Genomic DNA, 16,675 nt, shown 5'->3' with positions numbered 1-16,675 from the left:
TGTTCGCCGAATAACGTGCGCATGAACCAAGCTCCACCTACTACTAGTAACACCGGTTATCGTAGTGCGTCAAACGCGTACCAAACACAAAAACACCCGCTTCCTGCGGGTGTTTTTGGTTACGGTGAGGTCCTGTCTGGAAACGGTACAGCCACAGGTAGTCTGGCTGTTTTAGTGCCCCTTGATCCACCCGCCATCCACCGCCAACGACTGGCCGGTGATATAGCTGGCGCGCGCGCTTACCAGGAACGCGGCGGCTGAAGCGAATTCTTCCGGCGTGCCGAACCGCTTCATGGGGATCGTCTCTTTTACTTCGTTCACTTTAGGGTTTTTCGCAATCAGGTCTTCGAGGCGATTGGTGCTCGTGTAGCCCGGAAGCAGGTTGTTGACGGTAACGCCATACGGGGCCACTTCATTGGACAGGCTTTTGACGAGGCCCAGCAGGCTGGTGCGCACCGCGTTCGAGGAAATGAGGTTGTCGGCAGGCTGCTTTACCGCCACCGATGTGATCGTCAGGATCCGGCCGAACCCTCGTTCCTTCATGCCGGGGAGCACCAGCCTGATCACGTCAACGGCGCTCAGGAAAAGCAGGTTGTATAGGTGCTTCCAGTCGTCGAGGCTAAACGCTTCGAAGGCGCCGGCTGGAGGGCCGCCGGTGTTGGTAACGAGGATGTCAATAGGGCCGAAGGCGGCAACGCTCTGATCGATCAGCCGCTTTCGCTGTTCTTCGTCGGTAAGGTCGCATACCACTGAAAAGACATTGCCTGGCGCGAGCGCGCCGATGGCTGCCTCCGTCGCCTTCAATGCCCCGGCGTCGGTGCCGCAGATGATCACCCGTGCCCCTTCGCGCGCGAGTTCCAGGGCAACGGCTTTGCCCAATCCTTTGCTCGACGCCAGCACGAGGGCGACCTTATCGTTCAATCCAAGATCCATGCGTTGTACTTTGTTACGGGTTGTACGTTCTTTATTTTCTCAGGTAGGCATCCGATCCGTCGATCCAGTCTTGCCGCGGCGGAGCGAAGGTGTCGGTTTCCACCACCCGCCCGATCATCAGGGCCCGGTGCCTGCGGTTGCCGGGTATGATCATGACGTCGCCGGGCGTCAGGTCGATGTATTCTTCTTCATTGTCGTCAAACCAGAACCGGAGGGTGCCTTCCTGCACTTCCGTGACCTGCTCGTTCTCATGGGAGTGCCAGGGTACGGTGAACCCATCCTCGAATTCCATGCGGGCGATCATGATCTTGTCGCCATAGATCATCTGGCGTTTCATTTTTTCGTTGACTTGCTCTGCCGGTACGTTGTTCCAATTAATCTTTTCCATTCGATACTATTAAGTGGGTTTGAAGCGTCTCAGGTGTCATGCGGTGGCGGATGCGCCCGACCATTGCGGCGCCTAAGTTCACGATTTTCCCGGTACGGGATAGCGTGCCCGCCTGATTAAGATGAGGAGGAATCGAAATCGGCTTGGGGATTATGAACGTCCAGCCCGTTGTGAGCGGAGTTGCTCTTGCGAATCCGTTGATACCCGGCGCCTGCTTTGTGCGGGTAACCGACCCGGCCACCGGTAGCTTCGTGCTGCTTCTCCTGCTACGGATGTGATCATTGGGCGCGCATTCAGGCGCTCGCTGGAGACCGTGAAGCGTCAGGCGTGAGGCGTGAGCGGAAAGCGCCTCCTGTCGGAAGCTTCCCGGCACGCCTTACACCTGTTGGCATAACGCGGAACGTTCTTACCGTCATGCTGAAGGCAACATTCGCTATTCAATGGTGATGGGGCCGAAGCGCTTCAGGCCTCGGGCAGGTTCTGCACGGCCCAGAGCAGCAACGCATTCTTCTCCGGCGGCAGGCTCAGTTTACGGATGATGTTGCTCCGGTGGTTCTCCACCGTGCGCTCGCTGATGAACAGCAGGTCGGCGATCGCTTTGGAGCTTTGCTGCTTCGCAATGAGCGAGAGGATCTTACGCTCGCTCGGGGTCAATCCTTCGAGCTTGCCGCCTGGCGTCGGGTCGGAGTCGATACGCAGGGTTTCCTGCAATTTCGGGCTGAACCACGTACTGTTCCGGACCACCTCTCCAAGGCAGGTCTCGAGCTCCTTCACGGCAAACTCCTTAAGCAGGTAGCCACGCACGCCCAGTTCGCGGGCCCGGTTGAAGATGGAGCTCTCGTTGTGCATCGTGAGAATGATGACCCGGGTCTGTGATCGCTCCCGGCCAAGTCGCTCCAGGATCTCGATCGCGTTCATACCGGGCATGCGCATGTCGAGCAGGGCCACATCGGGGCAATGGAGCCGGATGGCGTTGTAGGCCGTGATGCCGTTGCTGCACACTTCCACGACCTTATGGCCCAGTCCTTCCACGTAGGCGCGGCTGCCCAGCAGGGTGAGGGGATGATCATCGGCTATAAGTACGGTGGCCATGGCGGAGGGGGATGTCGAGGTGAATAAGGGTGCCCTCGGGCGAGGACGTGATGGTGGCCTTGCCGCCCAGGGCGTGGGCGCGCTCCAGGATGCTGAAGAGGCCGAAGGCCGACCCGCCGTGCAGCGTTTCTTCTACATTGAAGCCCTTGCCGTTGTCGCGGATCGTCAGGACCAGTCCTTCCGGGCTGCGCCCCATCTGCACCTTTGCCGCGTGCGCCCCGGCATATTTGATGGTGTTGGTCAGCGCCTCCTGAACGATGCGGTATACCTGTAGTTCTGCGGATGGCGCGAGCTCGCCGGCGTAGTCCATCTCCGCGCTCACGAACAGGGGCTCGCGGTTCATCGTTTGCTCGCAGAGATGCTCGATGCTGCGTGCGAGGCCGATCTCGCGGAGCATCACCGGGTGCAGGTTCCGGCTGATGAAGCGGATGGAGTTGATGATGGCGTCGATCCGGCCTTCGGTGGCCGGGCTCGGCGTTTCCAGGCTGTTCTTGAGCGTAAGTAGCTCGTGGTTGACACCGTCATGCAGCTCGGCGGCGATGCGGCCGCGCTCCTCCTCCGTGGCCGTCAGGAGCTGGCCGGCAAACTGGTGCTGCAGGTGGGCCGTGCGCCGGCTGTGCCGGAGCTGGATCCGCGATACGAAAACGCCGCCGGCGAGCAGGGCGGCCAGCGCAGCCAGCGCCAGCACCCAGATCGTGGAGCGCCTCCGCTCCAGCTCGCCTTGCTGGATGTTGATCTGCTGGTCCTTTTTGCCGGCCTCGAACTGCTTTTCGGCCAATACGGTGAACTCACGCCCTTCCTTATCGGCAATGAGGCCCTGCACCGAGTCGAGCCCCTGGTGCCAGGAGAGTGCTTCGCGGAAGTTGCCGCGCACGCGGGCCACCTCCAGCAGGCTTTGAAAGGCCAGCGCCGTTTTCTGGAGGTCGCCCTTCTGGCTGTATTCGGTGATGAGTTCCCGGATCAGTGCCGCCTCGGCGCCTACGTCGCGCAGGCGCGCATAAGCGGGGGCGCTGTAAAGCGCGAGGATCTTGGCGCCCTCCGGGTCGCCCGTCTGTGCCTGTATCCCGGCCGCCCGCTCGAAGTAGTAAAGGGCCGAATCGTGGCGGTTCAGCGCCGTGAAGAGCTTTCCCTGCCCGCAATAGAGCTGGAAGCTGGCATTCGGGAAGGCAGGTCCCCTGGCAAGAAGTGCTTCGGTGATTTTGAAAAGCCGGTATGCCGAATCGTATCGCTTCAGCGTCAGGAAGTCGGAGCCGAGGCTGCCGTAGAAAAAGGCCTTATGGATCGGGTTGGTGCGATCGGTGATGTAGGCCGACCCGCGCTGCAGCACATCGATGGCTTTCTGCGGGTTGCCCATGCCCCGGTACACGTCCGCAAGGTTGATGTGGGTGCCGAAGAGGCCCGCCGTGTCCCGCAGGCGTTCGCTCATCCGGATGGCGTGGTACAGGCTCCCGATCGCCTCGTTCCGCGCGCCGCGCAGGAGCTGGGCCTGGGCCTCGATCCCGTGCCGCCGGGCGTTGAGCGAGTCGGTGAGCGCCCCCTGCGCACGCGTTGCAAGTGCCAGGTAATGGTCGGCGCTGTCGGGGTTGCCGCGGGTGTAAGCAAAGTGGGTGCCCAGCTCGAGCGCTGCCGTGGCGCGGTGCACGGCTTCCAGCGACGGGTCGGCACAGAGGTGGTGGAACAGCGACACGATGCCCGGCGCGCCATCGGGGTTATAGACGAGCAGGCGCGCCGCTTTATGATCGAATGCCCGGTAATGCTCGTTGCGCACAGCAGGGGAGGAGCTGTGATAGAGCGCTCCGAGTGCGGCGGATATGACGCTGTCGCCGTCGAGGCGCGAAATGCTGTCGAGCCGCCCGAGGAATGCGTTGCCGGCGCCCGCGTCGGCCTTGGGCGCCGCGCACCCGACCCACAGGAGCGAGGAAAGCAGCAGGAAACGATAAGCGGGTTGGGGCAACGGGGTGTGGTTTGAACAAATGTACCCTTCCGGCCGGGCTTCCGGCAATAAAATCCGCGCTCCGCGCGCGATTGCGTGGTACCCCCTATAGGCCCCGCAGCCGGATAAGAGTAGTTTCGTAGCCGGGTATTTTCCGGCCTGTCCGACAGCCTTCGTTTCCGCCGGTGGTATCCCGAATCCTCTTAACTGCAACCGTTCCCATGACCCTTTCTTCCGCCCGCCTCCTTCGCCCGCTTTTCCTCATCTGCCTGCTTGCTGCCGCCATCGGCGCCCAGGCCCAGGTAAACGCGCTGGACGGCGTCGGGCTCTCTTCGGCAACACCGGCCAAGCCTGCCTATTCGCTGCGTAAACTGAGCTCCGCCTATACGGGGAGCGCGGTAGAGGTGCGCCGGAGCAGCGACAACAGCCTGCAGAATATCGGGTTTACCCCCTCCGGCGCCCTCGATACGGCCGCATTGAAAGCCTTTGTGGGATTGGCAAGCGGCTTTGTGTCGAAGTGGTACGACCAGGGCGGCTCCGCCATCGATGCCGTGCAGGCTTCCGCTTCGCTGCAGCCCCGGATCGTCAATTCGGGCAGCATCGACCGTATGAACGGCAAGCCGGCACTCTATTTCGCAACGTCTAACCTGGCGACCGCTGCGGTGGTACTTTTTCCGACTGCCGTAACGTTGATCGGTGTGGCCCAGGGCACCGGCAGTGTGCCCGGCTCCCTCGCTACGAAGACCGGCCTATCCACCGGGGAGGCCCAGCATTTCCCGGCGCCCTTCGATTTCAGCAACGCTTCCGGCAATTTCCTCGTGGGCGATGCGGCCAACCTCAACACACTGTCCACCCTTTCGTTGAGCGGGAGTACGCCCCGCTCTTCAGTGGTGTCGGAAGTCGGCGCCTCCATTTTCGGGTTCGTGATCACGGGTCCCGGGGGGGCGATGACGAATTTATTGAACGGCTACCCGGTGCGCTCAACCACCGCAGCAACGTTTGCCGATCGCGGCGCACCCCTGCGCATCGGCGACCGGAATGGCGGCGGCGGCGCGGGCAACTTTTACTGTCCGGAGCTTGTCTTCTTCCCGAACGTGCTTTCGACGTCGAGCCGCCGCGCGGTAGAAGGCGCGCAGCAGGCCTACTACGGGTTGCCGTGCACAGCGCTTTCGGTCACCGGTCCTGCCACAATTTGCTCGGGGCAAACGGTGCAGCTCGTGGCCTCGGGCGCCGATACGTATTCGTGGTCGCCGGGTGGCGCCACGAGTGCCACGCTGGTGGCAACGCCCACCGCAACCACGGATTATACGGTCACCGGCACCTGGAATGGCTGCTCATCCACGAAAACGTTGCGTGTGACGGTACTCCCGACGCCCCAGCTTTCGGCAGGAGCGGATCGTACGGTTACGCCCGGAACGGCGGTTACGCTCACGGCAACCACTGATGCCTCTACTTTGGCCTGGCACCCGGTTTATTCGACTGCCAGCTCGGTGACCGTGCTGCCTGCCGAAACAACTACGTACCGGGTAAACGCTTCGTCTGCCAACGGCTGTACCGCGGAAGACTTTGTTACGATAACCCTGGCCACCGTGCCGGCAATTTCCGGGAGCACGATCGTTTGCGCCGGAGGTAGCACGACGCTGACCGCAAGCGGAACGGGTTCCATCGCCTGGTATACGAACCAGACGACCGGCAGCACGCTGCATACGGGCGCCGTTTTCACGACCCCGGCCTTGACCGCGTCCACCACCTATTGGGTATCCGCGTCCGGCGGTCCCCGCGTCCCGGTCCGGGTACAAGTGCTGCAGACCGTCCCGGTCGCCAGCCCGGCGGCTATTTGCGCCGGTAGCGGGTCGGAGCTTTCCCTGACGAACACGGGCGCCATCGCCTCCTGGTACGACGCGCCCACGGGCGGCAACCTGCTGTATCGATCGGCAGGCAGCTTCCCGGTTCAGCTGGCGCAAACCACCACCTACTATGTGCAGGCCGATGCACAGGAGCAAACAGATACGATCTTCTATACCGGTTCCGTGCAGACGTTCACGGTTCCAGCCGACGTAGTATCCATCCAGGTGGACCTCCGGGCTGGTTCCGGCGGTGGCGACAATCCGGGCGGGCCGGGTGGGCGCGTGCAGGCCACGCTCAGCGTGACACCCGGTCAGCAGCTTTCCTTGTATGCAGGTGGCGCCGGCACATATTCCGCATCCTATAGTATCACTGCCGGGGGATTCAACGGGGGTGGTGCGGCCACGACGGAATATTCGGGCTCGGGCGGGGGCGCATCGGACATTCGTATCGGGGGCACCGGCCTTACGGACCGCGTGCTGGTGGCAGGCGGCGGCGGCGGCGCCGGGCATTACGCAGGGTACGGACAAGGAGGCGCCGGTGGTGGCCTTACCGGGGGTCTGTCGCCGGTGGTCATGCCTGGGTACTACGCTTCTGAGGTAAACGGTAAGCCCGGCACACAAACGATGTATGGGGAAGGAGGCGACGGCACCTATCCTCCGAGCGCAGGTCCGGGAAGCTGGGGTGCGGGCGGCCCGGGACAGGGCGGCGGCGGCGGTGGTGGCTGGTTTGGCGGTGGCGGTGGCAGCCTCGTCGGCGCCGCGGGCGGCGGTGGATCGTCTTATACCAATCCGGCGCTCACCCAGAACGTGGTGCATACCCAGGGATATCACAGCGGAAACGGGATGATCATCCTGAAGTACCGGGCTGCCTGCACCAACACCGCACGCGTTCCGGTAACCGTAACCGTACAGGCCGCAAATCCGGTCACCATTACCGCGAGTGCCGATACGACCTGCGGCTCGGTGCAGCTGACCGCTTCCGGGGCGAGCTCCTATTCCTGGAGTACGCCGCCGGTTATTCCATCGGCAAAACTGGCAGCCGGGCTGCATCAGCTTTCGAGCAGCTTTAACGGGTCTGCCCTGCAGCTGCGTCGTCCATCCGATAACGCAGTCGCCGAATTCGGATTCATCAACGGAGAGTTGAACCTGGCAGCTATCTATGCGTTCCTGGGATCGGAGACCGGTCGTTGCGTGAAGCTGTTCGATCAATCGGGCAACGGCAATCACCTGGAGCAAACAGACCCGTTGCGGCAGCCGCTCTTTGTGGCCAGCGGCATCAATGGCCGTCCTGTGCTCCGGTTCAGCGCAAGCCCTGCCCGTTTTATGACGAGCCCGGTGGTGCTGGGAGAGCCGTACACGGCCATTTATTTGGCCCGGCAGAACGGCCCGGCACGCGGCCGCATGCTTTCAACGGTCTATAACAACTGGCTGCTTGGCTGGTGGAGCGGAAATAAGGGCATGGCGCATTTCGATAATTGGGTATCGCCGGCCGGCGGTATTCCAGCCGACGCCATGGCCTACCTGTATGCCGCAACCCGCAGCGGCGGCACGTCGCGCGTGTTCGAGAATGGGATTCCCCTCTATTCCAGCGGTAATGGCGGCGGTGGTATCAACGGACTGCAGGTGAACGGAAATGCCGGTGGGCCGATCGAATTGTCGGATGGCGACTTCGGCGACATACTTCTCTTCAATACGGCTTTGAGCGACGACGCACGTGCCGAGGTGGAAGGTTACAGCGCGCGTTATTACGGACTTGCCACGCCCATCAGCAATGCAACCATCACGGTAACCCCCACGGGGCCCGCAACAACCTATTATGTTACCGGGGCATCGGCCACCGGTTGCAGCACCACCGTCGGTAAGACCATCGTAAAGGATGGCAGGCCGCCCGTGGTGCAATGTCCGGCCGGCCAGGAACTTATCGTGAATGCATCCTGCGCGGCTACGCTTCCCGACTATCGTTCCCTGCTGACGGCCGCCGACGAATGCAGCCCCGCAAGCAGCCTGGTGATCACGCAGCTGCCCGCGGCCGGAAGCCCCATCAACGGGATGGATACGGTTCGCGTACAGTTCACCGTTCGCGACAGCGCCGGCTACGAGGCGAGCTGCACGATCAATATCATTCCCCGCGATACGAGCGCCCTTCGAATGGTCTGCCCGTCCGGTCGGACGGTAACGCAGGAGATCGGCGCATGCGGCGCGTACGTTTCTTTAACGGCTCCGGTGACGACCAATTGCCGGACCGCCACGGTGGTACAAACCGGTGGCCCGGCCAGCGCAACCCTGTTTCCGGTCGGCACTTCGGCCGTAACGTTCACCGCCTCCGACGGGGCGGGAAATACGGCTTCCTGTAGTTATACGGTTACCGTACTGCCGCTCCTGCCTGTTCTTTCCGGCGATACGCTGGTCTGCACTGGCGGCAGCACCACCCTTACGATCAACAACATCGCGGGTAGCAGCTCCGTGAGCTGGTACACCGGTCCCAATGCTTCGGGCACGCTGGTGGCTACGGCCAACCCGCTGGTGAACGCCGGTGCGGGCACCTATTACGCCCGTTACCAGGGGCCTTGCGTGCCCGAGGAGAAGCGGGTTACCGTTTCGGAGTTTACCGACTCGCTTACGATCGCCGGCGACAGTATTCTTTGCGCGGGCAGCCGCAGCTTTCTGACCGCATCTGGCTTTGCGTTAAACGGGTGGCTCGACCTCGCCCTGCCCGTGGACGCGGCACCTTCATCGGCAAAGCTTGCCCTCGGACTCCGCCTCCTGAGCAGTACATATACGGGGCCGCTCCTGCGCCTGCGCCGTGCTTCCGACGATGCGCAACAGGATTTCAACGCTATCGGACGCCACCTCGATACGGCGGCGGTCAGCGCCTGGGCGGGCGGCAGTGCTGTGTTCTGCGTGACCCTCTACGATCAGTCCGGAAACGGAGCGCACCTGACGCAGGCCACGGCCTCCGCGCAGCCGCAGCTCCTGCTGCACAGCGCCGCGAACGACCTCCCGGCCCTCCGTTTCGGAACGACGCAGTTCATGCGGCTCGATGCACAGTTCCCGGCACCGTTCACGATCACCTATACGGCGCGTCAGACCGGCGGTGTCCGTGCGCGGGTTCTTTCCACCTATCGAAACAACTGGCTGCTTGGCTGGCACAACGGGCAGCAGGGAAAGGCTTTTTTCAACAACGGCTGGGTGCAGGAGAACGGGTATGCGGCCAACAACTCGATCCAGGTGTATACCGGAAGGTCGACCGGGTCGGTCAGTGCGATCTATGAGAATGGCCTGCTCTTGGCGGCCAACGGAGGCGGCACGAACGGCCCCGACGGCCTGCAGCTCAACGGGCTCGGAAACGGAGAGCGCTCCGACTGCGAGTTCATGGAAGTGCTTGCTTTTGATACGGCGCTTGCCGACTCCGTACAAACCAGTGTGGAAGCGGGCGCCATTAACTACTATGTAAACAGGAGCCGCCTGCTCGTGTCTGATCCCGCAGCCGGCACGCACCGTATTTATACGGCTTTCGGGGCACGCCCTTCCTGCGCCACATTTTCCTCCCGGAGTGTGACGGTGAAGAGTCCCATCGCGGGCGACCCCGCTCTCTACGGGGCGGGCACCTGGAACGTGTATGTCTGGAACAGCGGCGGCGCTTCTGTGCATGCCGGCACCTGGTCGGCAAACTATTCCGGTTACTACACGGCTGCTACCCTCGGACTCAATTCCCACGCACAATGGGCCAGCGGCACGTCGCCGTCGGGCGCTGCGGGCTATGTGGGCTGCCCGGTAGGGGCCGACAACCACTCCTGGAGTGCCAAGCGTAAAGGCTTTCCCTGCAGCCGCTACCGCCTGTCGGTAACGGCCCACGACGATGCGGCCGAACTCTGGATCAACGGTGTCAAGGTGTGGGAGCATGCGATCTGCTGCGACCAGCACCCGAACGTATGGGAGGGAGTCCTAAGCAGCTCCGACAGTGTCGAGTTCCGCGTCACGGAGGGAAGCGGCGGATCGGGCGGCACGCTCGTTTTCACCGAGATCAACCTTCCACTCACGGTATCTTATGCCGCTTCATTTGCCTGCCCCACTACGGTGGTGCCCGCGCCGGTGGTGAGCACCACCGGCGGCTTTTATACGGCGTCGCCGGCTGGCCTGCTGATCGATGGCGCCAGTGGTGTCATCACGGTGCCGGGCAGCACCGCAGGAAGCTATACCATTACGTATCATATTATATCCCCCTGCGGCGATACCACCAGGGGCACGGCTCCTTTTGTGATCGCGGCAACAGGCGATCCGGCACTGTACGGCAACGACATCTGGAACGTGTACGTGTACAACAGCGGCGGCGCTGCTGTGCATGCCGGCACCTGGTCGGCAAACTATTCCGGTTACTACACGGCTGCCACCCTCGGACTCAATTCCCACGCACAATGGGCCAGCGGCACGCCACCATCAGGCGCTGCGGGCTACATTGGATGCCCGGTAGGCGCTGACAACCACTCCTGGAGTGCCAAGCGTAAAGGCTTTCCCTGCAGCCGCTACCGCCTGTCGGTAACGGCCCACGACGATGCGGCCGAACTCTGGATCAACGGTGTCAAGGTCTGGGAACATGCCATCTGCTGCGACCAACACCCGGACATCTGGGAAGGAGTGCTGGGAGCCACGGACAGTGTCGAGTTCCGCGTCACGCAGGGAAGCGGCGGCTCCGGTGGCACGCTTGCCTTCACCGATATCGGTTATCCGGTGACCCTGACCTACGCCACTTCATCGGCCTGCCCGAACACGGCCGTGCCCGCGCCGGTGGTCAGCCGCTCCGGAGGTTTCTTTTCCGCAGCACCGGCCGGCCTTCTGATCGACAGCAGCACCGGTATCATTACGGTACCGGGCAGCGCTTTCGGAAACTACCTCATTACGTATCACTGGCGGACGCCCTGCGGCGATACGGCCCGCGCCACGGCTCCCTTCGCGAACGCGCCAACGGGTGACCCGGCGCAATACGGCAACGGCATTTGGAACGTATACGTCTACAACAGCGGTGGCGCGGCCGTGCACTCAGGTACCTGGAGCCAGAACTACAGCGGCTACTACACAGCTGCCGCAACCTCCTTCAATACGGCTGCGCACTGGGCCAGCGGCACGTCGCCGTCGGGCGCTGCGGGCTATGTGGGCTGCCCGGTCGGGGCCGACAACCACTCCTGGAGTGCGAAGCGCCAGGGCTTCCCCTGCGGCCGCTACCGGCTTTCGGTAACCGCCCACGACGATGCGGCCGAACTCTGGATCAACGGCGTCAAGGTGTGGGAACATGCCATCTGCTGCGACCAGCACCCGAACATCTGGGAAGGATTCCTAAGCAGCACGGACAGTATCGAGTTCCGCGTCACGGAGGCGACCGCCGGCTCGGTGGGTACGCTCGAATTCACTCCGGTCACCGATCCGGTCACGCTTAGTTACCCGGTTGCCGGGGGTTGCGTAGGCGATTCAACGGTCGCTTCGGTGGTCAGCACCGCCGGTGGCTTTTACACAGCAGCGCCCGCTGGCCTGCTGATCGATGGCGCCAGTGGTGTCGTCACGGTGCCGGGAAGTGCCGCCGGAAGCTATACGATTACCTATCACTGGCCAACGCCATGCGGCGACACGGTGCGCGCCACGGCGCCCTTCCGGGTAGCCGCGGTGGCGGGCGACCCGGCACTGTACGGCAACGGCATCTGGAATGTGTATGCCTACAGAAGCGGTGGCGCCGCCGTCGACGCCAACACCTGGAACCTCAATTACAGCGGCTTTTATACCGCTTCCGGTACGGGCTTCAATACGGCTGCGCAGTGGCCGGCTGCTGGCGCGCCTTCCGATGCCGCGAACTACCAGGGCTGCCCGGTAGGCGCAGATGGCCATTCCTGGGCCGCGAAGCGACAGGGCTTTACCTGCGGCTATTACCGCATCGATATCACAGGCCACGACGATGCCGCGGAGCTGTGGATCAACGGCGTAAAAGTATGGGAGCACAGCGCCTTCGGCGATCAGCACCACGGTGTCTGGACCGGCCATCTGAGCGTCACCGACAGCGTGATGTTCCGCGGTAGTGAAGCGCTCGGCGACGCCTACGGCACGATCGATATCGTAGCCGTAAGTGCAGCGGTTGCCTTCAATTACAACGCGAGCGGCGTTTGCACCAGCTACGGCTTGCTCACTCCTTCTGTGAGCAGGAGCGGCGGGGTATTCAGTGCGGCCCCGGCAGGTCTTTCCATCGACTCGCTGACGGGTGTGATCAATACGGCAGCAAGCGCCGCCGGGCAATACACGATCACCAATACGATCACCGACGAGTGCGGACAGGTGCTGACGACGTCGGTAACACTTTCGGTCACTGCGGTTCAAGGCGATCCTTCTGTTTTCGGAGCCGGCGTCTGGAACGTCTATGCATGGAACAGTGGTAGTACGGGTAGCATACCCAACAGCAACGTGTGGAACCTGAATTACACCGGGTTCTTTACGGCTGCCGGGCTCAACTTCAACACGGAAGAGCACTGGTCGAACATTGGTAATCCATCTGAGGCGGCCGGATACGGCGGCTGCGCGGTAAATCCCTACCAGTTTTCCTGGAGCGCCAAGCGTACCGGCTTCCCCTGCGACCGCTACCAGGTCAATATCCCCACCCACCGGTATACCGGCCAGCTGTGGATCAACGGCGTGATGGTGTGGGAGCACCGTGGCTCCGGCGATTACCATAGCAACGTATGGACGGGCTTCCTCGGCCCGACGGACAGTGTGGAGTTCCGCTGCTTCTCGAATGGCTCCGGCTTTGGCTCTATTGCCTTCATCCCCCTGGGCTACTCGGTTGACCTGAGCTACCCGGTAAGCAACAGCTGCTCCGGAAGTGCGCCCGTTGCTGCTACCGTAAACTTCGGTGGCGGCGTATTCAGCGCCCTGCCTGCGGGCCTGGCGCTCGATACCGCGAGCGGAACGATCACGCCGACGGCAAGCAGCACCGGAAGCTATACCATTTATTACACCTGGGTGAGTCCTTGCGGCGACACGCAGGTCGACTCCGCGCAGCTATCGGTCGGGGCACAGCAGGGCGACCCGTCCGTATTCGGGGTTGACCAGTGGCGCGTGCACGTCTGGAACAGCGGCGGCGCTTCGATCGCGCCCAACGCCTGGAGCACCAACTATTCGGGGTATTACACCGCCGCCGGCACCGACTTCAGCACGCTGAATCAATGGGCCGACCATCTGCCGCCCTCCGATGCACCCGGCTATGCCGGTTGTGCGGTGGGCACAGAAAATCATTCCTGGAGCGCGAAGCGAAAAGGCTTTCCTTGCGGGTATTACACCGTCAATATCGATAGTCATGACGATGCCGCGCAGCTCTGGATCAACGGCGTGAAGGTGTGGGAGCACAACTCCTGTTGCGATACGCACAGTCAGGTGTGGGAAGGGATGCTCGGCGCCACTGACTCGGTAGAGTTCCGGGTGACGCAGGGGATCGGCGGTGCGCAGGGCGCCCTGTCGTTTCAGCTTTCAGCACCAACGTTCAGCTATACGTCCAGCCCATACTGCACCTCCGCAGGAGTGGTGTCGCCCAACCGGCAACTGTCGGGAGGCACGTTCACTGCGAGCCCCGCCGGCTTGTCGGTAAATGCGGCCACGGGCGCCGTCAACACGGCGGCCAGCCTGGGTGGTATTTATACGGTGACCTATACCCTGGTCACAAGCTGTGGTGATACCCTGGTCGGCACCGCCCCGATCACGATCAACGCGCCAGGCGGCGACCCGTCGGTTCCCGGCACCAATGCCTGGAATGTATATGCCTGGAATGCCGGCGACCATGCCAACCAGGCACAATCCTGGAACACGGCCTATGTGGGCTACATTCCCGGCGCCACAACCAGCCAGTCGCCGAATTTCTCCTATGCCAACGGCAACTATCCGTCGGCCCATCCTGCCTTCCAGGGTTGCCCGATCACCAGCAGGAGCTTCTCCTGGTCTGCCGTGCGCAAAGGGTTTACCTGCGGTTACTATGCGCTGCGTATTACGACGCTGGATGTTTCGGGCGAGCTTTGGATCAACGGCGACCTGATCCGCCGCTTCGGCCGATTTGAGGCCAGCAGCGCAGTCGTGTGGCAGGGCTATCTGTCATCGGCCGATACAGTAGAAATGCGGGTGCGCAGCACTTCCACCCTGGGCTCGCGGTTGGGTCTTTCGCTGACGGCTATCGCCGAAGCCGCGGGCCTCGCATACCCGGCCAGCACCGGCTGCTATGTAGCCGGCAGCAACGAAACGGTGTCGCCGGTCATTACCGGCATTGCCACGGGAACGTTCAGCGCAACGCCCTCGGGCCTCGCGCTCGACCCCGCAACCGGCGCGCTGGACCTGGCCTCCTCATCGGCCGGTAGTTATACGGTCACCTCTTCCGGCACGTCGATTTGCGGTACGGCACTTTCGGCAAGCACCGCGCTTACGGTTGTGGTCGCCGCGGGTAATCCGGCGACCTTCGGAACAAATCAATGGAACGTCTATGCGTGGAACGCGGGCGATCAGTCCGGTACGCCTTGGAGCGCGGCCTATGCCGGGTATTATGTGGAGCCGACACTTGATCTGAATACCCTGACCCGCTGGGACCCCAGTGGCACGCCCTCATCCGCGAGCGGCTACCAGGGGTGCACGGTCGGCGCCGACAACCACTCCTGGAGCGCGAAGCGCCAGGGTTTCCCCTGCGGATATTATACGATCGATGTGCCCGCGCACGACGACAAGGTGGAGCTGCGCATCAACGACTCCCTCGTGTTTGCACACAGCGATTGCTGCGATGCGCACACCGCGGTGTGGGAAGGCGTGCTCGGCCCCGACGATAAAATAGAATTCCGCGTTTCCGAGGGCGTGGGTGGCTCCATGGGGCAGCTCACCCTGACGCTGCATGCCACCATCACGGCCAGCACCTGGACCGGCGCCGCAGACAGCGACTGGACCAACGGCGCCAACTGGTGCGGACCGGTTCCCCTCGCAACCACGGATGTGGTGATCCCGGCATCGGCCGTCAACCAGCCTGTTGTTGCTAGTGGCGCCGTCGCCACCGCACGCAACCTGATCGTCCAGAGCGGCTCCTCGCTCATGGTGGCGGGAACGATGAACCTTTATGGAAACCTGATGAACAACGGCGGTACCTTGGATATGACTCAGGGGCGGCTGGACCTTGAAGGAAATACACGACAGCAGGTGCCAGCCTTTACCGTGCAGGCACTGCATGTCAATGGCGGCGGCGGTTTCATCTTGTCGGGTCATTCCGTCGTCAGCGGTTCGCTGACCTTCGGTGCCTCTGGTGGCCACGTGATCCTGGGCAGCAGCAACCTCACCGTGGGATCGATCTCAGGTGGCGATGGAAGTGCCTTCGTGGTGACGAACGGATCCGGAGCCCTGACGCGCCGATCGCTCGCCGGCACCCAGCTGATGCCGGTCGGCCTGAGCACGGCAAGTTATACACCGCTTAGCATCACGACCGCTGAAGGCCTGGATTGGACGGTACGCCTGCAAGGCGACTTTGCCGGCTATGCAGCGGTGAATCAGTCCCTGGCCCTGCCGCGCATCTGGCACATCACGCCGTCGGTGACACCCACAGCTACGCCTGCTTCGCTCATCTTCACCTATCCCGATTCCCTTTGGACGACACCTTCGCTGGTCAGTGTGTTCCGTTATGGCGTCACAGGCGGCTGGGCACTGGCGAACAACGACGCATCGGGAATCACCGCCGTACTTAACGGCGGGCTCCGCAGCGTGTCGCTTATGGGCCAGCAGGCCTTCTCGCCCTTTGCCATCGGCAGCACGTCTACGCCGTTGCCGGTATCCTTGCTCTACTTCAGCGGCCAGTCCACCGGGCGTACGAACCAGCTGCAATGGCGTACGGCGTCCGAGCAGGACAACCGGGGCTTCCAGGTGGAGCGATCTTACGACGGTCGCGTCTTCGCGCGCATTGGCTTTGTGGGCAGTGCGGCACCATCGGGCACCAGCAACACGTCATTGGATTACCGCTTTGCCGATTCGTTGTATGCGGGTCTCCGGCAATACTATCGCCTGCGGCAGGAAGACATCAACGGGGAAAGCCGGTACAGCCATGTGGTCACCCTGCAGCAACGCAGCGTGCCGCCTGCCATCACCGTTTACCCCAACCCGGCCCGTACGAGCACCGAGCTGCGCATTGTTGGCGGAAAGGAAGGGCAGGTGCTGATCACCTTATCCGATCCGGCAGGCAGGATCGTATGGAAGCAAACCCGCGGAATAGGAGTGGGGGTATCCGTACAAACCATTTCGCTGCAGGGGCTGGCGGCCGGTATATACCAGGTACAGGTACATACCACTTCAGGCGACTACCTGGGTAGTGTGCGGATTGTAAAAGAGTAGGATATCGTTTTGAATAGTCCTAGAATAGGTTGACAGTTTTTAGAAGAGATCCCGGCTGCCTCAGGTGGCCGGGATTTTTGTTTTGTGCACCTGCTCAGGTGTTTTCAT

The 16,675-nt window shown here is 62.4% G+C and carries 5 protein-coding genes; 1 reads left to right on the top strand and 4 read right to left on the bottom strand.

The window, feature by feature from the left end; genetic code table 11:
* Positions 1-171 precede the first annotated feature (171 nt).
* From ABD937_RS04850 to ABD937_RS04835, 4 genes are all read right to left on the bottom strand, one after another.
* The gene (locus ABD937_RS04850) at positions 172-933 is read right to left on the bottom strand and encodes an SDR family oxidoreductase (protein ID WP_345253833.1); all 762 of its coding nucleotides are present in this window, start codon (positions 931-933) and stop codon (positions 172-174) included.
* A gap of 31 nt (positions 934-964) precedes the next feature.
* Entirely contained in the window at positions 965-1,321 is a 357-nt protein-coding gene (locus ABD937_RS04845) for a cupin domain-containing protein (protein ID WP_345253832.1), read from the bottom strand.
* A 462-nt stretch (positions 1,322-1,783) separates the two neighbouring features.
* Complete coding sequence (locus ABD937_RS04840) at positions 1,784-2,413, bottom strand: response regulator transcription factor (protein WP_345253831.1); 630 nt, start codon at positions 2,411-2,413, stop codon at positions 1,784-1,786.
* Positions 2,388-4,367: a tetratricopeptide repeat-containing sensor histidine kinase gene (locus ABD937_RS04835; RefSeq protein ID WP_345253830.1), complete on the bottom strand. Its 1,980-nt coding sequence runs from the start codon at positions 4,365-4,367 to the stop codon at positions 2,388-2,390. Before ABD937_RS04835 ends, ABD937_RS04840 begins: the two co-directional genes overlap by 26 nt.
* Positions 4,368-4,567: 200 nt before the next feature.
* On the opposite strand from ABD937_RS04835, the gene ABD937_RS04830 reads away from it, so the two are divergent.
* On the top strand, positions 4,568-16,567 hold the full coding sequence (locus ABD937_RS04830) for an Ig-like domain-containing protein (protein ID WP_345253829.1): 12,000 nt from the start codon (positions 4,568-4,570) through the stop codon (positions 16,565-16,567).
* Positions 16,568-16,675 lie beyond the last annotated feature (108 nt).

This window comes from Flaviaestuariibacter amylovorans (assembly GCF_039541815.1).
Classification (GTDB): domain Bacteria; phylum Bacteroidota; class Bacteroidia; order Chitinophagales; family Chitinophagaceae; genus Flavisolibacter; species Flavisolibacter amylovorans.
The sequence above is the reverse complement of the archived record's forward strand: the minus strand, read 5'-3'. Positions and strand labels throughout refer to the sequence as shown.

What these genes read in the sequence shown, in the direction of transcription:
- ABD937_RS04830 (WP_345253829.1), top strand. Translation starts at nt 4,568, where the DNA reads ATGACCCTTTCTTCCGCCCGCCTCCTTCGCCCGCTTTTCCTCATCTGC.
- ABD937_RS04840 (WP_345253831.1), bottom strand. Translation starts at nt 2,413, where the DNA reads ATGGCCACCGTACTTATAGCCGATGATCATCCCCTCACCCTGCTGGGC.
- ABD937_RS04845 (WP_345253832.1), bottom strand. Translation starts at nt 1,321, where the DNA reads ATGGAAAAGATTAATTGGAACAACGTACCGGCAGAGCAAGTCAACGAA.
- ABD937_RS04850 (WP_345253833.1), bottom strand. Translation starts at nt 933, where the DNA reads ATGGATCTTGGATTGAACGATAAGGTCGCCCTCGTGCTGGCGTCGAGC.